The sequence below is a fragment of the Sphingomonas palmae genome (assembly GCF_900109565.1).
Lineage (GTDB): Bacteria > Pseudomonadota > Alphaproteobacteria > Sphingomonadales > Sphingomonadaceae > Sphingomonas > Sphingomonas palmae.
This window is the reverse complement of sequence record NZ_FNZZ01000001.1, coordinates 353,646-372,479: the sequence shown is the minus strand read 5'-3', so window position 1 is coordinate 372,479 and position 18,834 is coordinate 353,646. Positions and strand designations below refer to the sequence as shown.

Sequence of the window (18,834 nt, the reverse complement as noted above, 5' to 3'; positions counted from 1 at the left end):
GCGTACGTGGAAGCGGAATGACGAACATGGAAACATCCTATCGCATCAAGGGCGCAACAGGTGACTGGGAGGTCGTGATCGGCCTTGAGGTGCACGCGCAGGTGACGAGCAACGCCAAGCTGTTTTCGGGCGCCGCGACCGCGTTCGGTGCGGAGCCGAACAGCCAGGTCAGCCTGGTCGACGCGGCGATGCCGGGCATGCTGCCGGTGCCAAACCGCGAGTGTATCCGCCAGGCGGTGCGCACCGGGATGGCGATTGACGCGCAGATTAACAAATGGTCGCGGTTCGATCGCAAGAACTATTTCTACGCCGATCTGCCGCAGGGGTATCAGATCAGCCAGCTCTACCATCCGCTGGTTGGCGAGGGCGCGGTCGAGATTGAGGACGACGGTCGTTCAAAGACGATCGGGGTAGAGCGCATCCACGTCGAGCAGGACGCGGGCAAGCTGATGCACGATCAGCACCCGAAGCGCTCCTACGTCGACCTGAATCGCTCGGGCGTGGCGTTGATGGAGATCGTGTCGAAGCCCGACATGCGCTCTCCGGCGGAGGCGGGCGCGTACCTCACCAAGCTGCGTTCGATCCTGCGTTACGTCGGGTCGTGCGACGGGAACATGGACCAGGGTTCGATGCGCGCGGATGTCAACGTCAGCGTGCGCAAGCCGGGTGACGAGTTCGGCACACGTACCGAAACGAAGAACGTCAACTCGATCCGCTTCGTGATGGCCGCGATCGAGCATGAGGCCAAGCGCCAGGTCGCGGTGCTGGAAGACGGCGGTACGATCCAGCAGGAAACGCGGCTATTCAATCCCGACACCGGCACGACGCGGTCGATGCGGTCGAAGGAAGATGCGCACGATTATCGCTACTTCCCCGATCCCGACTTGTTGCCGCTCGAACTCGACGACGAGTTCCTCGATGAGTGTCGCGCGTCGCTGCCGGAGCTGCCCGGTGCGAAGCGCAAGCGGTACGAGGCGCTGGGGATCAGCGCCTATGCCGCCGATGTAATCACCGCCGAGGTCGAGAGCGCGCGCTGGTTCGACGCACTGCTGGACGCGGGTGCGAAGCCGGTCGCAGCGGCGAACTGGGTTACGAGCGAGCTGTTCGGTGCGCTCAATCGCTTGGGCAAGTCGATCGGCGAGAGCCCGGTGCAGCCGGGTCAGGCGGCGGAACTGCTCGCGCTGGTGGCTGATGGAACGCTGTCAGGCAGTCTCGCCAAGCAGGTGTTCGAGGCGATGCTGGAGACGGGCGATGCACCCGGAAAGATCGTCGAGGAACGCGGGCTCAAGCAGACCAGCGACACCGGCGCGATCGAGGCGGTGATCGCCGACGTGCTGGAGAAGAACCCCAAGCAGCTGGAACAGTATCGCGGCGGCAAGGAGGCGCTGTTCGGCTTCTTCGTCGGGCAGACGATGAAGGCAATGGCGGGGAAGGCCAATCCGCAGGTGGTGAACGATTTGCTGAAGAAGGCTCTGGCGGGCTGATCTTCCTCGTAATGCTAAGGCAAAGAGTAGGGGCAGTCACCGCGTGGTGGCTGCCCCTGCTTCGTCACTGCTGCGTGTCGTCCTGGTTCTTCACCTCGCCGCCGATGCCGCTATTGCCGTCGAACTCTCCGGTGTCGGTGAACGTCGCAGGCTCGGATCCGCCTTCGCCGCGGGCGACCGCATCGCTGCGCGCTTCGACCGCCTGTTGGATGTCGGCGCGATCATCGTCGGGACTGGGGACGGGATCGATGGTCTTTGGTTCGCTCATGGTGTCCTCAGATCGTCGGGTTGGCAGGTGCGGGCGTCTCGTTCGGCGCGCCGGGACTAGGCATGTCGATGTCGGGTCCGGGGGGCGACACCTCGGGCGGCGGAATGTCGGGCTGCGCGGGCTGGGTTGGCTGCGGCACGTCGGCGGGCAGGTCGCCTGGGTTGGTCGCCATGATCTCTTCTCCTTCAGATGCTTGAACGCGGGCGGCGAGGGTTCGGTTGCCGCCGCGCTTGCTCCCGCGGTTTCGACGGTATAGAGGCGCGCGACCGACGGTGTCCTGTGCGGGCGTGGCGGAACTGGTAGACGCAGCAGGTTTAGGTCCTGCCATCGCAAGATGTGGGGGTTCGAGTCCCTTCGCCCGCACCAGTCCCGCGCTGCCTGCGCGGGTGCCACCATCTACGATATTCCTAGAAGCGAAGGCGTAACATGCAGACTGTGGAGACGTTGAACGAGGGGCTGAAGCGCGCCTACACCCTCACCATCCCCGCCGCCGACATCGCGAAGAAGGTCGACGCCGAGTTGAAGCGCGTCGCTCCGCAGATCCGCATGCCCGGCTTCCGTCCCGGCAAGGTGCCCGCCAACCTCGTGCGCAAGATGCACGGCCCGGCGCTGATGCAGGAAGCGCTCAACACCTCGATCCAGGACGGCGTGCAGTCGCTGATCGCCGAGAAGCAGCTGCGTCCCGCGACCCAGCCCTCGGTCGAGCTGGCCGACGGTTACGAGGAAGGCAAGGATGCCGAGCTCAAGGTCGAGCTGGAAGTGCTGCCGCAGGTGCCGACGCCTGCGATCGACGCGCTGAAGCTCGAGCGTCTGACCGTGCCGGTCGCCGACGAGGCGGTCGACGCGCACCTGCAGAAGTTCGCCGACCAGCAGAAGAAGTGGGACGATGCCGGCGACAAGGCCGCCGAGCAAGGGGACCTCGTCACCGTCGATTTCGTCGGCAAGACGATGGACGGCGTCGCGTTCGAGGGTGGCACCGGCGAGGACATGGCGGTCGAGATCGGCTCGGGTCGACTGATCCCTGGCTTCGAGGACCAGGTCGTCGGCGCGAAGGCCGGCGAAGAGCGCCAGATCAAGGTCACCTTCCCCGAGGATTACCCCGCCAAAGAGCTGGCCGGTCAGGACGCGACGTTCGACCTCAAGATCAAGTCGGTGAAGACCGCGGGCGAGAGCGTGATCGACGACGAGCTCGCGACCAACCTGGGGCTCGAGAGCCTGGAGCAGCTGCGTGGCTTGCTCAAGGGTCAGATCGAACAGGAGCACAACGGGCTCACCCGCACGCACATGAAGCGCAAGCTGCTCGACCAGCTGGCCGAGGGCCACGACTTCGAAGTGCCGCCGTCGATGGTCGAGGCCGAGTTCAACCAGATCTGGGCGCAGTTGCAGCACGAAGCGACGCACGAGCCCGACCAACAGGCCGCACTCGACGAGATGGAAGCCGAGCGCGACGATTACCGCAAGATCGCGGAGCGCCGCGTGCGTCTGGGCCTGCTCCTGTCGGAAATCGGTCAGGCGAACGGCGTGGAGGTCAACCAGCAGGAAATGCAGCGGCTGATCATGCAGGCGGCGCAGCAATACCCGGCCGAGCAGCGCCAGCAGTTTGTCCAGTACGTACAGCAGGAGCCGATGGCGGCCGCCCAGCTGCGTGCACCGCTCTACGAGGACAAGGTTGTCGACTTCCTGTTCGACAAGGCCGAGATCACCGACCGCGAGACGACGCGTGAGGAGCTGGAAGCCGCGATCGAGAGCGAGGACGGTTTCGCGACCGGCACGCACACGCACGATCACGACAACCACAAGCCCAAGCAGAAGGCCAAGAAGGCTGCGGCCGAGCCGGTGGACGACGCCAATGCTGCTGCGTCCGAGTCGACCGACGCAAAGCCGGCGAAGAAAAGCGCCAAGAAGCCGGCTGCAAAGGGCGCCGACGCGGCGGTAGAGCCGAGCGACAGCGACGCGGCCGCATCCGCGAAGAAGCCGCGCGCCAAGAAGGGTGCGCCGGTTGAAGCCGAGACGCAGGTGCTCGAGGCTGACCCGGTTGCGGCCGAGGCAGCGGAGGGCACGGTCGCGGCGGACGAAGCTGCGCCGGCTGCGAAGAAGCCGCGCGCGAAGAAGGCGCCGAAGACCGAAGCGTGATATTAATGGGTGGGCACTAGGAAGTAGCGCTCACCCGCGGCGTCGCCGTGGGCTGTCGTTCATCAGTCTATGGCGCCGCGCCGGCGTCGCTCGTACGGGTGCCGTGTGCCGCAGTTGAACATGTTGCAATCCAACGCTCCGACGATCGCCGTCCTGCTTCCCTGCTATAACGAGGAAGCCGCGATTGCGCAGACGATCGCCGGGTTCCGAGCGGCGCTGCCTGACGCCGCCATCTACGTGTACGACAACAACAGCCGCGACCGGACGGTCGAAGTGGCACGTTCCGCGGGTGCGATCGTGCGAACCGAGCGCATTCAGGGCAAAGGCGCGGTCGTTCGCCGCATGTTCGCCGACATCGATGCCGATGTCTATGTTATGGCCGACGGCGATGCGACCTACGATGCCGCCTCGGCGTCGGCGCTTGTCGCGAGGCTGCTCGACGAGCAATTGGATATGGTGGTCGGTAGCCGGGTTCACGAGGCGGTTGAGGCTTACCGACGCGGCCATCAGTTCGGCAACGCGATGCTGACCGGAATGCTCGCGCGGCTGTTCGGGCGCAGCTTCAGCGACATTTTGTCGGGATATCGCGTTTTTTCCCGGCGCTTCGTGAAGAGCTTTCCGGTGCTGTCAGTCGGCTTCGAGATCGAAACCGAGATCAGTGTTCATGCGCTGGAATTGAAGATGCCGGTGGCCGAGGTGAGCACACCCTATTTCGCGCGTCCGGAAGGGTCTGCATCCAAGCTGTCGACCTATCGCGATGGCTGGCGCATCCTCGGCACGATCGTTACGCTGTACCGGATCGAACGACCATTGTGGTTCTTCGGAGCGCTCGGTGCCTTTCTCGCTGCCCTGGGCGTGATTCTCGCTGTACCGCTGGCAATCACCTACGCACACACCGGGCTTGTGCCGCGCGTGCCCACCGCCATTCTGGTAACCGGATTGATGATCATCGCGACCCTCGCGTTCTTCGCCGGGTTGATCCTCGACACGGTGGTACGCGGCAGGCGTGAGGTTCGCCGGCTCGCCTATCTCGCCCATTCGGCGCCGCATCGACCGTCCTGACCTCGGCGGCGGTTGGGGCTTGAACAAGCCAGCGCTAGCGCCGATGTTGTCGGTCTTCCTTTCAAGAGAGTTTTTCCATGCACAATCCGTTCGACAACGGCGATTTCGCGGGCAAGTTGGCGAGCGCCGGCGTCGGTATGCAGCAGACCCAGGCGGGGCTTGTTCCGATCGTGATCGAGCAGTCGAACCGCGGTGAGCGCAGCTTCGACATCTTTAGTCGCTTGCTGCGCGAACGTATCGTGTTCGTGACCGGCGGGGTCGAGGACGGCATGGCCTCGCTGATTACTGCGCAGTTGCTGTTCCTTGAGTCGGAGAACCCGAAGAAGGACATCTTCATGTACATCAACTCGCCGGGCGGTGTCGTGACGGCGGGCATGGCGATCCATGACACGATGCAGTACATTCGGCCACGCGTCGGCACTGTGTGCATCGGTCAGGCGGCGTCGATGGGCAGCTTCCTGCTCGCCTCCGGTGAGCCGGGCATGCGCGTGGCGCTGACCAACGCGCGCATCATGATCCACCAGCCGTCGGGCGGTGCGCAGGGAATGGCGTCGGACATCGAGATCCAGGCCAAGGAAATTCTGCGCATCCGCAAGCGGATGAACGAGCTCTACAGCCAGTACACCGGGCAGCCGATCGAGGAAATCGAGCGCCGCATGGACCGCGACACCTTCCTCGAAGCGAACGAAGCGAAGGATTTCGGTCTGATCGACGAGGTGTTCGACAAGCGGCCGGCACCGGCAGACGATGTGGCTGCGGCAGCCTGAGGCGCGTAAGCGCTCCTACGGCATTGCCCAATGAACATGGGGCAGGCTAAATGTCTGCCCCACCATACCGCCGGGCGGCGGGAAGGATGATTGAATGACGAAGCTCTCCGGCGGCGACTCCAAGAGCACTCTTTACTGCTCGTTCTGCGGCAAGTCGCAGCACGAGGTGCGCAAGCTGATCGCCGGTCCGACGGTCTTCATCTGCGACGAATGCGTCGAACTGTGCAACGACATCATCCGCGAGGAAACGAAGTCCGCGCTGGTGTCAAAGAAGGACGGCAGCGTTCCGACGCCGCAGGAAATCTGCGACGTTCTCGACGACTACGTCATCGGGCAAAAGCAGGCCAAGCGCGTGCTCTCGGTTGCGGTGCACAACCACTACAAGCGGCTGAACCACGGGGCGAAGGGCGCAGATGTCGAACTTGCCAAGTCGAACATCCTGCTCGTCGGGCCGACCGGCTGCGGCAAGACGCTGCTGGCTCAGACGCTGGCGCGGATTCTCGACGTGCCGTTCACGATGGCGGACGCGACGACGCTGACCGAGGCGGGCTACGTCGGCGAGGATGTCGAGAACATCATCCTCAAGCTGCTTCAGGCATCGGACTACAACGTCGAGCGGGCGCAGCGCGGCATCGTCTACATCGACGAGATCGACAAGATCAGCCGCAAGGCCGAGAACCCGTCGATCACGCGCGATGTGTCGGGTGAAGGTGTGCAGCAGGCGCTGCTCAAGCTGATGGAAGGCACGACCGCCAGCGTACCGCCGCAGGGTGGCCGCAAGCACCCGCAACAAGAGTTCCTGCAGGTCGACACGACCAACATCCTGTTCATCTGCGGCGGCGCTTTCTCGGGCCTCGAGAAGATCATCGGCGATCGTTTGCAGGGCAAGTCGATCGGGTTCGGTGCTTACGTCGCTTCGCCGGAAGAGAAGCGCACGGGCGAGATGCTGCGTCAGACCGAGCCGGAGGATCTGCTCAAGTTCGGGTTAATCCCGGAGTTCGTCGGTCGTCTGCCGGTGATCGCGACGCTGGAGGACCTCGACGTGCCCGCGCTGGTCAAGATCCTGAGCGAGCCCAAGAACGCACTCGTAAAGCAATATCAGAAGCTGTTCGAGATGGAGGAAACCAAGCTCGGCTTCACCGACGATGCGCTGACGACGGTCGCCAAGAAGGCGATCGAGCGTAAGACGGGCGCGCGCGGGTTACGATCGATCTTGGAAGCGATCCTGCTCGACACGATGTTCGACCTGCCGGGCATGGACTCGATCGACGAGGTGATGATCGACAAGGACGTGGTCGAGGGTCGCAAGGAACCGATTTGGGTCTATGCCGAGAAGAAGAAGGTGGCGGACGGCGCCGCCTAACTCTCGAACCCACTTCCTTTGCGAAGGGCGCTGCCGGCTTGACCGGTGGCGCCCTTTCTTTTGGCGTTCGGGTCGGCGGGGAACGAACGCCGGTGCGTGCGATTGACGTTGCGGATAACGGGAGCACGATACGTGGACGACAATCGCGTGTGGAGTTTCGAGGAGAGCCTGTGGACGGCAAGCCCGGAGCATTATGAAGAGTCGATCGATGACGAGTGCCTGATGGTGCTGCCCGAGCCTCCATTCGTGATGAGCGGGCAGCAGGCGATTGAGGCGGTGAAGAAGACACCGCGTTGGGAGAAGGTCGAGATCAGCGAGCGGCAGGTGGCGCGGCCGCAGGAAGGGCTGATCGTTGTCGCCTATCACGTCGAGGCGTCGCGCGGAGAGGAGCAATACGCGGCTTATTGCACGTCGACCTATCGCTGGCTGTCGCACGAGAACTGGCGGGTCGTGCAGCACCAGCAGATGGTTCCGCTGAAATCGAACGGCTGATCGATTGGGCACCTCGCGCGCTGCGGGGTGCCGTCTCCTCAATCCTTTTTCGGGCGCAAGGCCGCAGCGAGGGCGATGCCCGCGGATAACTGGACGAGGCCGTAGAGACGGCGCCGTGTCGGCTTTCCTCCGAACGGTGCCACCAAGGCATCGACGACCCCGACCTCCGATCGCCACAGATCGACGTGGCGGGTGGGTTGGAGGATGCCGAGCAGACCGTCACCGATCATGAACACGGCCGCCATTTCGCCCGCTCGTTTCAGGCCGAGAACCGTATTGTCGTCGCCGGCATTGACGGTTGTGCGATCATTCATTTGCGTGACCTCTGCTGGTTCGTCCAGGCACGGAACGCCTCAACGGCCGGATTGCGCCGCAACACACGCGCCTCCGGATCGATGACGAGGTGCGTGCCGGGTGGTGTGGCGATGGTGGCGACGCCGTCTGTCATTGCGAGACGCTGTACCTTGCCGTTGAGGCTGACCTCAATCGGCATCGGGAACGCACCGCCCCCGGGGGCTTTCCAGCGCAGCTCGGTGCGGGCGTCGGGCAGGGGTGTGGCGACCAGATCGGGTAGTGCTGCCTGGCGCAAATAGGCGTCGAAGAACCAGTCGTAGTTCTTGCCGGTGACCTGATTGACGATCCGCTGATACTCGCGGGTCGATCCGTAGCGCGGGGTGAAGTTGCCGGGCTTCGGATCGTCGCGGCCATAGACCTCCATCCGCATCGCCTTGAAGAAGGCGGCGTCGCCGATCAGCCAGCGCAAGGTGTGGAGCATCCACGATCCCTTGTAGTAGATGTCGGTGCCGGGACCGCCGAGCTTGGGTTCGTAGACCTCTTCCTCGGTGAGCACCTTGTCGCGCACGATGGGATGGTCGTTCGCGATCAGGTTCCGCTGCGTATCGAGCATGACGTGGTAGCGGGCGTCACCCTCGCGCCAGCGGCCGTAGAGGGGCTGCATGTAGCTGCCGAAGCCTTCGTGCAGCCAGTAATCGTCCCAGTTGGCGGCGGTGAGTTGGTTGCCGAACCATTCGTGGCTGAGTTCGTGGTGGAACAGCCAGTCGAACCCCTCGGGTGCCTTGGCATAATTGTTGCCGTAGGCGTTGATCGTCTGGTGCTCCATGCCCTTGTGCGGGGTTTCGACCACGCCGACTTTCTCGTCACCGAAGGGATATGGGCCGACGGTCGCCTCGAAGAAATCGAGTGTCGGGGCGAACTCGGCGAACAGCGCCTCTGCCTTCACCTTCTCGCCGGGCAGATACCAGTAGCTCATCGGGATCGTGTTGCCGAAGCGGCTTTTGTACGTGCCCGAAATCTCCTCGTACGGACCGACGTTGAGGGCGATGGCGTAGGTATTCGGCTGGCGTGCGCGCCAGTTCCAGCGGGTGCGACCGTCGGGAAGCCGGTCGATGCCGACCAGGCGACCGTTCGACGGTGCCTTGAGCCCCGCCGGTACGGTGATGTGGAGGTCGACCGAGGCCGGCTCGCCGGTCGGGAAGTCGAGACAGGGCCAGAACAGGTCGCAGCCGTAGCCCTCGGCCGTGGTGGCGAACCAGGTGCGGCCATCGGGTGTCTTCGACCACACCATGCCGTCGTCCCACGGTGCATTGACGGCGACGTGCGGGGTGCCGCCGTAGCTGATCCGGGCGACGACCCGTTTGCCGGCCGGGAGGGCACGGGGAAGCGTGATCGTGAGGCGACCATCCGGGTTGGTCCACGCAGTGCGGGCGAGCGGTCGTCCGTCGATGCTGATCGCAGAGATCGGCAGGTTGCGGTCTAGGTCGATCAGCAATCGGGTGAGGGCTGCGCGGGCGGTGAAGGTGAGCGTGGCGACGCCGTTCAGTGCCTGACGCTCGGGCAACACCTCGAATGACAGGTCGGCGTGATCGAAGCGTAGCGCGGTTTGTTCGGGCAGCAGCGGGCCGCCGGAGCGCTGTGTTTGCTCCGAGATCGGCGGGCTGCCCTTCGGCGGTGGGGCGAGTGCCATGAGCGGGAGGGCGAGGAGGGCAGCAGTCAGACGGGGCATCGGGTTCTCGGATGATTGAGCGATTGCAGAAATGACAAGTTGAGGAAGTTGAGAATGGCGGAGGGTTTTGTTTCTCGTATCAACTTACGCGTCCAAGGCGGCAAGCGGGATGAAAATGGCAAGGGAAGCTGCTGTTCTAAAACACTTTCCTGAAAGCTGCGAGCCTTTCAGTGGCCTCTTAGCCAAGTTGAGACGGGGCTGAACTATCTGCGAAGTTGATATCAAACCGGACCTTTTTCGCAGAGCGACCCGGAGCAAGCGGTCGACAGGGCAAGCCGAGACCATTGGACGTGGCGGACGATCGGGGAGAGCGGCGGCATCGTGCGCAGCATGACACGTGCGGGGCCGCTTAGGACAGCCCGGGCGTACCGCAGCCGCAACGATTGATGGAAATCGCCGGCGCACCATATAGGATCGTGAACGTCGCCGCTGTTCGGCGACCCCGGAGTTTTCATGACGCTTACGCTTCCCGTCCTGCCGCTTCGCGACATCGTCGTCTTCCCGCACATGATCGTTCCGCTGTTCGTCGGACGCGACAAGTCGGTGGCGGCGCTGGAAGCGGCGATGGCCGCCGACAAGGAGATCTTCCTCGTCGCGCAGCTTGATCCCGCCAACGACGACCCGACCCGCGACGACCTGTATTCGATGGGCGTCACCGCGTCCGTGCTGCAGCTGCTCAAGCTGCCCGACGGCACGGTGCGCGTGCTGGTCGAGGGCAAGCAGCGCGCGACTCTGGAAGCGCTGAACGAGCGCGACGGCTATTTCGCGGCCGACATTGCGCTGATCCAGGACAAGCCGGTCGAGGGGCCGGACGTCGCCGCGCTGATGCGCTCGGTCGTCAAGCAGTTCGAGGCCTATGCCAAGCTGCACCGCAAGCTGCCGGCGGAAACCGCCGCGCAACTGGGCGAGATCACCGAGGCGGCGCTCTTGTCCGACTCGATCGCGGGCAACGTGCAGATCAAGGTGGCCGAGAAGCAATCGCTGCTGATGGAGACCGATCCCGTCAAGCGGCTGGAAATGTCGTTCGCGCTGATGGAGGGCGAACTCGGCGTCCTGCAGGTCGAGAAGAAGATCAAGAGCCGCGTCAAGCGTCAGATGGAGAAGACGCAGCGCGAATATTACCTCAACGAGCAGTTGAAGGCGATCCAGCGCGAGCTGGGCAACAGCGACGACGAGAGCAACGGCGACGAGATCGCTGAGCTGACGCAGAAGATCGCGACCCTGAAACTCAGCAAGGAAGCGCGCGCCAAGGCGACGAGCGAGCTGAAAAAGCTGAAGACGATGGCGCCGATGAGCGCCGAGGCGACGGTCGTGCGCAACTACCTCGACGTGCTGCTGGGGCTGCCGTGGGGCAAGCGCAGCAAGATCAAGCGCGATCTGGTCGCGGCCGAGGGCGTGCTGAACGAGGACCATTACGCGCTCGACAAGGTCAAGGATCGCATTCTCGAGTATCTCGCGGTGCAGGCGCGCACCAACAAGTTGAAGGGCCCGATCCTGTGCCTCGTCGGCCCGCCCGGCGTCGGCAAGACGAGTCTCGGCAAGTCGATTGCGAAGGCGACGGGGCGCGAGTTCATCCGCCAGTCGCTGGGCGGCGTGCGCGACGAGGCCGAGATCCGCGGGCACCGGCGAACCTATATCGGGTCGCTGCCGGGCAAGATCGTCACCAACCTGAAAAAGGCTGGTGCGGCGAACCCGCTGTTCCTGCTCGACGAGATCGACAAGCTGGGACAGGACTTCCGCGGCGATCCCGCGTCCGCGCTGCTCGAGGTGCTTGATCCGGAGCAGAACGCGAAGTTCAACGACCATTACCTCGAGATCGATATCGATCTGTCCGACGTGATGTTCGTCTGCACCGCCAACTCGCTCAATCTGCCGCAGCCGCTGCTCGACCGCATGGAGATCATCCGGCTGGAGGGGTACACCGAGGACGAGAAGGTCGAGATCGCCGAGCGGCATCTGGTCGCCAAGCAGATCGAGGCGCACGGCCTTAAGGACGGCGAGTTCACGCTGACGACCGAGGGGCTCCGCGCGCTGATCCAGCGGTATACCCGCGAGGCGGGCGTCCGCACGCTGGAGCGCGAGATTGCCAAGCTGGCGCGCAAGGCGCTGAGGCAGATTCTGGAGGGCAAGGCGACGAGCGTAACGATCACGCCCGACAATCTGGCCGACTATGCCGGTGTGCAGAAGTTCCGCCACGGGCTGTCCGAGCAGGAGGACCAGATCGGTGCGGTGACCGGGCTCGCCTGGACCGAGGTCGGCGGCGAACTGCTGTCGATCGAGAGCGTGACCGTGCCGGGCAAGGGCCAGGCGAAGGTAACGGGCAAGCTGGGCGACGTGATGAAGGAGTCGGTCCAGGCCGCCTACAGCTTCGTGCAGGCACGCGCGCCGTCGTTCGGGATCAAGCCGAGCCTGTTCCATCGCAAGGACATCCACATCCACCTGCCCGAGGGCGCGGTGCCGAAAGACGGTCCGAGCGCCGGCATCGGCATGGTGACCGCGATCGTCTCGACGCTGACGGGCGTGCCGGTGCGCCGCGACGTGGCGATGACGGGCGAGGTGACGCTGCGCGGGCGCGTGCTGCCGATCGGCGGATTGAAGGAGAAGCTGCTCGCGGCGCTGCGCGGTGGCATCACCACCGTGCTGATCCCGCAGGAGAACGAGAAGGACTTGGCGGAGATCCCGGCGAACGTGAAGGCGGGGTTGAAGATCATTCCCGTGTCGCACGTCGACGAGGTGCTACGGCTGGCGTTGACCGCGCCGCTGGAGGCGATCGACTGGACCGAGGCGGACGAGCTCGCCGCACTGCCGCCCGCGCCGATCACGCCGGTGGGTGCCGAGGTGCACCACTGAGGTAACGTCACGGCTGCATAACGAGCGTCGCCGTGACGACGCGAGCGTGGTAGCGACAACACGGACCGTCGCGCATCGGTACAGGTGCGCGGCGGTTTCGTTTGACTCGGATCGGGCTCACGGCCTTACTGGGGAGATGCGGGTCGCCGGTCGGCGAATCCGCGCGCCATTTTCTTACTGCAACACCGAAGCGTAACACGGGGGTTCTCGGGGATGAACAAGCAGGAACTGATCGCGCAGGTCGCGACCAACGCGGGGCTGGGCAAGGCCGAGGCGGTGCGCGCGGTCGAGGCGGTGTTCGACACGATCTCGACTTGCCTGAAAAAGGGCGAGGAAGTGCGGCTGGTCGGTTTCGGCACGTTCGCGGTCAGCAAGCGCAAGGCGTCGACCGGGCGCAATCCGCGCACCGGCGAGCCGATGACGATCGAGGCGAGCACGCAGCCCAAGTTCAAGGCGGGCAAGGTGTTGAAGGACTCGCTCAACGTCGCAAAGTGAGCCGGGTTCTCGGACGAGCGCTTTTGCGCTGGACAGGCAGGCGGTGCTTGCCTAAACGCGCCGCTCCGACACGGATCGGGCGCGTAGCTCAGCGGTAGAGCACACCCTTCACACGGGTGGGGTCACAGGTTCAATCCCTGTCGCGCCCACCATTTCAGGCCCGCAGCCAGCGATGGCGGCGGGCCTTGTCGTATCTGCCGCCGGTCGGGGCGGGGATCGCTCACGATGGTCGTCCGTTGGCGCTGTCCGAACCAGCGGAGCAAGACACGCCATGACCGACCAGACCCCCGATCAGACGGTGGCCGACCAGCACCAGCCGCTCGTCCCCAATCGAACCGTGTGGATAGACCATTTCGGCGATCTCGACGTGATCGCGCTGTCGGAGCGGCCAGTACCGCAGGCGGTCGACGACGAGGTGTTGGTGCGCGTGGCCGCGGCGAGCATCAACCCGGTCGACTGGAAGACCGCGGCGGGCGAGTTTCCGCCAAAGGGCGCGGACCAGTTGCCGTTCGCGCTCGGGCGCGACCTTTCGGGACGGATCGAGGCGCTGGGGACGCGCGCGCACAATATGCGGAGTGTCGGTGACCGCGTGATAGCGTTCATCGGCCAGGATCGCGGTGCGCAGGCCGATTACGTGGTGGTGAAGGCGGTCGAGCTGGTGGCAACGCCCGAGCAGATCGACGACGCGACCGCGGCAGCCTTGCCGCTCGCCGCGATGACCGCATGGCAGGGACTGTTCGATCATGGAAAGCTGGAGGCGGGGCAGCGCGTGCTGATCCACGGCGCAGCCGGCGGGGTCGGGCACCTGGCGGTGCAGTTCGCGGTGTGGAAGGGGGCGACTGTCTTCGCCACCGCGAGCGGGCGCGACCTCGACTACGTCCGATCGCTGGGTGTCGAGCGCGCGATCGACTACAAGAACGAGCGGTTCGAGGATCACGCAACCGACCTCGACCTCGTCTACGACACGCAGGGCGGCGAGACGCAGGCGCGGTCGTTCACCCTGTTGAAGAAGGGCGGGACGATGGTGTCGACGCTCGGCCCGGACGAAGAGAGGGGGCGCGAACTCGGCATCCGCACGGTGCCGCGCTGGCATGCCGAGCCGAACGGCGCGCAGTTGGCGCAAGTCGCCGAACTGGTTGCGGCGGGGACGGTCAAGGTTGCGGTCGACCGGACGTTCGCGTTCGATCAGGTCCGCGAGGCTTACGCCTACACGCACGACGAGCATCCGCGCGGCAAGGTCGTGCTGTCCATGCAGGGCGAATGAGAAAAGATTGCTGACCTAAGTCGCGTCTCCTGCGATTGTCACGGAACCGAAACGCTACCGTCACTCCCGTGTCTCTGAACCTCCATGCCGCTGTCATCCACGACGCCTAGCGCGGCGTGGAGGCCGGCACGGGGGAACGAGTCGGCCGGGCGCCCAACAAGCGCCCGTCATCAACGGTTCGGGAGTGTTCAATGCAGAACTTCAAGCGCGCTTCGCTCATGCTTATGCTCGGCTGCGCGACCGCGGCGCTGAGCGCGTGCGGTGCCGACGACATCGCCTCGCCGGGCGAGGGCGTGATCGTGCTGCCGTCGCCGACGCCCGCGCCTGCTCCCACGCCGACCCCGACGCCGGGCACCGGCACCGGGCTGGTCACCGCGGCGGCGAGCTGCCCGACGATCGCGGGCCCGAACCCGCTGGTCGATCGTGGCACGATCTCGGGTCCGACCGGCACGTACCGCAATTGCGCGCTGCCGACCCGCTTTACCGCCTCGACGCAGCTGGCGAAGACCACGGGTGTGATCTACTCGCTCGACGGGCGCGTCGACGTCGGCACCGACCAGGGTGCGACCTCGACCGGGTATCAGGTCACGCTGGGCATCGATCCGGGCGTCATCATCTTTGCTTCCACCGGCACCGCGTTCCTGACGGTCAACCGCGGCAACCAGATCAACGCGGTCGGCACGCCGACGCAGCCGATCATCTTCACCAGCCGCGCCAACGTCGTCGGCACCAACGACGCGACCTCGCAGGGCCAGTGGGGCGGCGTGGTGCTGCTCGGCCGCGCGCCGATCACCGACTGTTCGGAGCCGTCGGCGACGCCGGGTAGCGCGAACTGCTCGCGCGACACCGAAGGCACGTCGGGCGCGCTCTACGGCGGCGCGCAGCCGACCGACAGCTCGGGCCGGATGAGCTACACGCAGATCCGCTACTCGGGCTACGCGCTGGCGCCCGATCGCGAGCTCCAGTCGCTGACCCCGTCGGGCGTCGGGTCGGGCACGCAGATCGACCATTTCCAGTCGGTCAACTCGTCCGATGACGGGATCGAGGTGTTCGGCGGTCGCCCGAACATGAACTACCTCGTGATCTCGGGCGCGGACGACGACTCGCTCGACACCGACGTCGGCTACAAGGGCTTCATCCAGTACGTCATTGCGATCCAGCGGCCGGGCGGCAGCTCGGGCGACGCGATGATCGAGCACGACTCGAACGGCAACGAGGACGCGACCCCGCGCTCCAACGTGCGCCTCGCCAACTTCACCTTCATCCACCATTCCAAGATCGGGTCGGACGCGTCGGTGATGCTGTTCCGCGGCGGCGCCGATTACTCGCTCTACAACGGCGTGGTGGTGACCGACTCAGGCTTGCCGTGCGTGCGCATCAACAGCGCGACGACGGTGGCACCGGCGAACGCCGCGACCGATAAGGCGGGGCCGCCGAGCTTCACCTCGGTGCTGCTGTCGGGTTGCAATCCGGCGTTCAGCGGCACGGGCGGGGTCACGACCGATCAGGTCGCGGCGATCTTCAACGGCGGGCGCAACAACAACGCGGCCTTCACCTCGACGCTGACCAGCACGTTCATTAACGGCGCCAACGAGACGGCGGCGACCGCGGTCGACCCGTCGAGCACGAGCGTGGTGAACTCGGGCGGCTTCTTCCAGTCGGCGCCGTACGTCGGCGCGGTGCGCAACGCGAGCGACACCTGGTACCGCAACTGGACCTGCAACTTGAGCTACGCCGATTTCGGCAGCTCGAACGGTTCCTGCCTGAGCTTGCCGACCACCTGAGACCCGCGGGTCACGCAAGGGGGCGGCAGCGATGCCGTCCCCTGATTCGCATCTGAGGATTTTGGGGGAATGAAGATGTCCAAGCGGCTGCCGTTGGCGAGCGCCTTGTTGTTGACCACGTGCCTGTTCGCGCCTGCCACTGCCTTCGCGCAGGCGTCGGGCTCGAACACGCCGACCACCGGGGCGCCGGGTGCCACGCCGTCGAGCCCGTCGGGCAGCCCGACGCAGGACGAGGCGGAGACGAGCGGCGAGACGCAGAGCGTCGGCCCGCAGGTGTCGATCCCGGGCGGCGGAGACGACATCGTCGTCGTAGGGCGCACCCGCGCCAATCCGACGCAGACCGCGCCGCAGGTGATCTCGGTCCTGTCGACCGAGGATATCGCGCGGACGGGCGAGGGCGACATCGCGGGTGCGTTGCAGCGCGTGACCGGCCTGTCGGTCGTCGGCAGCGGGTTCGTCTACGTCCGCGGTCTGGGCGATCGCTACAGCCTCGCACTGCTTAACGGTTCGCCGCTGCCGAGCCCCGAGCCGCTGCGCCGCGTCGTGCCGCTCGACATCTTTCCGACCGACGTGATCGCGTCGAGCCTGGTGCAGAAGAGCTATTCGGCCAATTTCCCCGGCGAGTTCGGCGGCGGTGTCATCAACCTGACGACCAAGACGACACCCAACGAGCCGTTCCTGAGCGTGTCGGGATCGATCAGCGGCGACAGCTATACGACCGGCAATCTCGGCTACGTTTATTACGGCAGTCCGACCGACTGGACCGGGTTCGACAACGGCACGCGCGACGTGCCGGGACCGCTCAAGGCTGCGCTCGACAGCGGATCGCCGATCGGCGAGAACGCGACGTTCACGCGCGCGCAGCTGGGCGAGATCGCGACCAGCCTGGTTAATTCGCGCACCTCGGTGTTGCAGACGCAATATCAGATGCCGATCAACTTCGCGGGCAATCTGACCGGGGGCACGAGCTTCGACATGGGCGGGGTGCGTCTCGGCGTGCTGGCGTCGGCGGGCATCGGCAACACGTGGCGCACGCGCCAGACGTTGCAGCAGTTCGCAAATGGTGTCGGCGAAGAGGGCACGCTGCAGAACAGCTTCAACCGCGTCATCACCGACAACCGCGTGGTGGTGAACGGGTTGTTGGGGATCAACGCCGAATTCGGCGACAACGTGATCCGCTGGACCAACCTGTACGTCCGCGACACGATCAAGCAGGCGCGGCTGGGGCTCGGCTTCGACCTCGACCGCGCGGGCCAGGACCTGCTGCTCCAGAACACCGGCTGGTACGAGCGCCAGCTGATCGACACGCAGCTGACGGGCGAGTTCAAGCCGACCGACGACCTGAAGGTCGACCTGCGCGGCAGCTACGCCAATTCGCAGCGCGAGGCGCCGTACGAGCGCGAGTTCCTGTACGTGCGCACCAACCTGCCGCTCGATCCGATCGGCAACAAGTTCACCAACAATCTGGGCACCGGCGGCAAGGGCGGCGCGAACGTCGCGTTCAGCGACCTGAACGAGGATCTGTGGTCGGGCGGCGCCGATCTGGTTTATTCGCTGACCAGCGCGATCAAGCTGGGCGTCGGTTACGCCTACACCGATACCAAGCGCACGTCGGTGCGGCGCGCGATCAGCTTCCTCGCCAATTCACTGCCGATCGCGGTGCAGCAGTTGCGGCCGGATTACCTGCTCGCCGACCAGACGATCCAGGCGTACGGCATCTACCTGCAGGAAACGACCGCGCAGGACGGGACGGCGGCGTTCGACGCGGCGCTGCGCACCCATGCGGGCTATGGTCAGGTGATCGCGCAGCTGACCCCGGCGCTGAACGTGACCGCGGGTGTGCGGTACGAGACCGCCAAGCAGACGGTCGACGCGGTCGACGTGTTCAACACCGGACTGCCCGGGCTGGCGGGGCAGCTTAATACGCGGCTCAACAAGGATTATTGGCTGCCGTCACTGACGGTGACGTACGAGTTGCAGCCCGGCATGCAGCTGCGCGCGAGCGGATCGAAGACGATCGCGCGGCCGCAGTTCCGCGAGCTGATCAGCCAGGTGTACATCGACACCGACACCAACCGCCTGTTCCGCGGCAACAACTCGCTGGTCGACAGCCAGCTGTACAATGCCGAGGCGCGCTACGAGTGGTTCTTCGGGCGCGACCAGCGCTTCACGCTGTCGGGCTTCTACAAGAAGATCGACAAGCCGATCGAAACCTATTCGGCGATCGTCGGCCAGGTGCAGACCAGCTTCGCGACCGCGCCCGAAGCGCAGCTGTACGGTGCCGAGGTCGAGTTGCAGAAATACTTTCCGCTCGAGGGGCTCGGCGGCGACTTCTGGGCTTCGCGCCGGTTCCTGACCATAGCCAATTACACCTACACCAAGTCGAAGCTGAAGGTGCAGGACGGCGATCAGACCGTGATCAACGGCGTGTCGCGCGACGCGAACCTGTTTTTCCGCGACGGTGCGCCGCTGACGGGGCAGTCGGATCATCTGGTCAATTTGCAGCTGGGGCTGGAGGACACCGATCACCTGTCGCAGCAGACGCTGCTGCTCAACTACGCGTCGAAGCGCGTGACGACGCGCGGTCCGAACGCGCAGCCCGACGTGTACGAATATCCGGGCTTCCGGCTCGATTTCGTCGCGCGCGAGGGCGTTCGGATCGCGGGCGTGGACACCGAGATCAAGTTCGAGGCGCGCAACATCACCGCGACGCCGTACAAGGAGTACCAGCAGTTCGACGCGCAGCGGATCTACTACAACCGCTACGACGTGGGCGCCTCGGTCTCGCTGGGGCTGGGTGTAAAGTTCTGACGCGGCGGGCGGGTGCCGACGTGGCACCCGTCCTTTAC

15 protein-coding genes and 2 tRNA genes are annotated in these 18,834 nt (G+C 65.2%); 13 read left to right on the top strand and 4 right to left on the bottom strand.

What is annotated here, in order from left to right; all coding sequences use genetic code 11:
- Nucleotides 1–17: 17 nt before the first annotated feature.
- Entirely contained in the window at nt 18–1,484 is a 1,467-nt protein-coding gene (gene gatB / locus BMW51_RS01795; protein WP_093002750.1) for an Asp-tRNA(Asn)/Glu-tRNA(Gln) amidotransferase subunit GatB, read from the top strand.
- 64 nt (nt 1,485–1,548) lie between these two features.
- On the opposite strand, the gene BMW51_RS01790 is transcribed toward gatB, so the two are convergent.
- Nucleotides 1,549–1,752, bottom strand: coding sequence for a hypothetical protein (locus tag BMW51_RS01790; protein ID WP_093002748.1), 204 nt, complete (start codon nt 1,750–1,752; stop codon nt 1,549–1,551).
- Between the two features lie 7 nt (nt 1,753–1,759).
- Entirely contained in the window at nt 1,760–1,924 is a 165-nt protein-coding gene (locus BMW51_RS15980) for a hypothetical protein (protein WP_177171476.1), read from the bottom strand.
- 109 nt (nt 1,925–2,033) lie between these two features.
- Here BMW51_RS15980 and BMW51_RS01785 point away from each other — a divergent pair.
- The 6 genes from BMW51_RS01785 (at nt 2,034) to BMW51_RS01760 (ending at nt 7,569) form a co-directional block, all read left to right on the top strand.
- A tRNA-Leu gene (locus tag BMW51_RS01785) sits at nt 2,034–2,118 on the top strand.
- A gap of 60 nt (nt 2,119–2,178) precedes the next feature.
- Complete coding sequence (gene tig, locus BMW51_RS01780; RefSeq protein ID WP_093002746.1) at nt 2,179–3,885, top strand: trigger factor; 1,707 nt, start codon at nt 2,179–2,181, stop codon at nt 3,883–3,885.
- Between the two features lie 120 nt (nt 3,886–4,005).
- Nucleotides 4,006–4,947 (top strand): glycosyltransferase family 2 protein, encoded by a 942-nt coding sequence (locus tag BMW51_RS01775; RefSeq protein ID WP_093002744.1) that lies wholly within the window; start codon nt 4,006–4,008, stop codon nt 4,945–4,947.
- Between the two features lie 77 nt (nt 4,948–5,024).
- Nucleotides 5,025–5,714: an ATP-dependent Clp protease proteolytic subunit gene (locus BMW51_RS01770; RefSeq protein WP_281243224.1), complete on the top strand. Its 690-nt coding sequence runs from the start codon at nt 5,025–5,027 to the stop codon at nt 5,712–5,714.
- A 94-nt stretch (nt 5,715–5,808) separates the two neighbouring features.
- On the top strand, nt 5,809–7,077 hold the full coding sequence (clpX, locus tag BMW51_RS01765) for an ATP-dependent Clp protease ATP-binding subunit ClpX (RefSeq protein ID WP_093002742.1): 1,269 nt from the start codon (nt 5,809–5,811) through the stop codon (nt 7,075–7,077).
- 132 nt (nt 7,078–7,209) lie between these two features.
- Nucleotides 7,210–7,569, top strand: a complete 360-nt coding sequence (locus BMW51_RS01760; protein WP_093002740.1) for a DUF4440 domain-containing protein — start codon at nt 7,210–7,212, stop codon at nt 7,567–7,569.
- A gap of 38 nt (nt 7,570–7,607) precedes the next feature.
- Here BMW51_RS01760 and BMW51_RS01755 read toward each other — a convergent pair whose 3' ends face one another.
- Both BMW51_RS01755 and BMW51_RS01750 read right to left on the bottom strand, forming a co-directional pair.
- Nucleotides 7,608–7,883, bottom strand: a complete 276-nt coding sequence (locus BMW51_RS01755; RefSeq protein ID WP_093002738.1) for a hypothetical protein — start codon at nt 7,881–7,883, stop codon at nt 7,608–7,610.
- Nucleotides 7,880–9,592 (bottom strand): M1 family metallopeptidase, encoded by a 1,713-nt coding sequence (locus BMW51_RS01750; protein WP_093002736.1) that lies wholly within the window; start codon nt 9,590–9,592, stop codon nt 7,880–7,882. The genes BMW51_RS01755 and BMW51_RS01750 overlap by 4 nt, the downstream gene beginning before the upstream one ends.
- A 453-nt stretch (nt 9,593–10,045) precedes the next feature.
- On the opposite strand from BMW51_RS01750, the gene lon reads away from it, so the two are divergent.
- The 6 genes from lon to BMW51_RS01720 all read left to right on the top strand — a co-directional run bounded on the left by lon (nt 10,046) and on the right by BMW51_RS01720 (nt 18,796).
- Nucleotides 10,046–12,442, top strand: coding sequence for an endopeptidase La (lon, locus tag BMW51_RS01745; RefSeq protein WP_093002734.1), 2,397 nt, complete (start codon nt 10,046–10,048; stop codon nt 12,440–12,442).
- A 213-nt stretch (nt 12,443–12,655) separates the two neighbouring features.
- Nucleotides 12,656–12,937, top strand: coding sequence for an HU family DNA-binding protein (locus BMW51_RS01740; RefSeq protein WP_093002732.1), 282 nt, complete (start codon nt 12,656–12,658; stop codon nt 12,935–12,937).
- A 77-nt stretch (nt 12,938–13,014) separates the two neighbouring features.
- Nucleotides 13,015–13,089 (top strand) — tRNA-Val (locus BMW51_RS01735).
- A gap of 119 nt (nt 13,090–13,208) precedes the next feature.
- The gene (locus tag BMW51_RS01730; protein WP_093002730.1) at nt 13,209–14,201 is read left to right on the top strand and encodes an NADP-dependent oxidoreductase; all 993 of its coding nucleotides are present in this window, start codon (nt 13,209–13,211) and stop codon (nt 14,199–14,201) included.
- A 191-nt stretch (nt 14,202–14,392) separates the two neighbouring features.
- Nucleotides 14,393–15,985 (top strand): hypothetical protein, encoded by a 1,593-nt coding sequence (locus tag BMW51_RS01725; protein ID WP_093002729.1) that lies wholly within the window; start codon nt 14,393–14,395, stop codon nt 15,983–15,985.
- A gap of 75 nt (nt 15,986–16,060) precedes the next feature.
- The gene (locus tag BMW51_RS01720) at nt 16,061–18,796 is read left to right on the top strand and encodes a TonB-dependent receptor domain-containing protein (protein WP_093003789.1); all 2,736 of its coding nucleotides are present in this window, start codon (nt 16,061–16,063) and stop codon (nt 18,794–18,796) included.
- Nucleotides 18,797–18,834: the final 38 nt, after the last annotated feature.

Bases quoted from the DNA above. Each gene is read 5' to 3' on its own strand.
- BMW51_RS15980 (WP_177171476.1), bottom strand. From the start codon at position 1,924: ATGGCGACCAACCCAGGCGACCTGCCCGCCGACGTGCCGCAGCCAACC.
- gatB (WP_093002750.1), top strand. From the start codon at position 18: ATGACGAACATGGAAACATCCTATCGCATCAAGGGCGCAACAGGTGAC.
- BMW51_RS01770 (WP_281243224.1), top strand. From the start codon at position 5,025: ATGCACAATCCGTTCGACAACGGCGATTTCGCGGGCAAGTTGGCGAGC.
- BMW51_RS01730 (WP_093002730.1), top strand. From the start codon at position 13,209: ATGACCGACCAGACCCCCGATCAGACGGTGGCCGACCAGCACCAGCCG.
- tig (WP_093002746.1), top strand. From the start codon at position 2,179: ATGCAGACTGTGGAGACGTTGAACGAGGGGCTGAAGCGCGCCTACACC.
- BMW51_RS01740 (WP_093002732.1), top strand. From the start codon at position 12,656: ATGAACAAGCAGGAACTGATCGCGCAGGTCGCGACCAACGCGGGGCTG.
- BMW51_RS01720 (WP_093003789.1), top strand. From the start codon at position 16,061: ATGTCCAAGCGGCTGCCGTTGGCGAGCGCCTTGTTGTTGACCACGTGC.
- clpX (WP_093002742.1), top strand. From the start codon at position 5,809: ATGACGAAGCTCTCCGGCGGCGACTCCAAGAGCACTCTTTACTGCTCG.
- BMW51_RS01750 (WP_093002736.1), bottom strand. From the start codon at position 9,592: ATGCCCCGTCTGACTGCTGCCCTCCTCGCCCTCCCGCTCATGGCACTC.
- BMW51_RS01775 (WP_093002744.1), top strand. From the start codon at position 4,006: ATGTTGCAATCCAACGCTCCGACGATCGCCGTCCTGCTTCCCTGCTAT.
- BMW51_RS01790 (WP_093002748.1), bottom strand. From the start codon at position 1,752: ATGAGCGAACCAAAGACCATCGATCCCGTCCCCAGTCCCGACGATGAT.
- BMW51_RS01755 (WP_093002738.1), bottom strand. From the start codon at position 7,883: ATGAATGATCGCACAACCGTCAATGCCGGCGACGACAATACGGTTCTC.
- lon (WP_093002734.1), top strand. From the start codon at position 10,046: ATGACGCTTACGCTTCCCGTCCTGCCGCTTCGCGACATCGTCGTCTTC.
- BMW51_RS01725 (WP_093002729.1), top strand. From the start codon at position 14,393: ATGCAGAACTTCAAGCGCGCTTCGCTCATGCTTATGCTCGGCTGCGCG.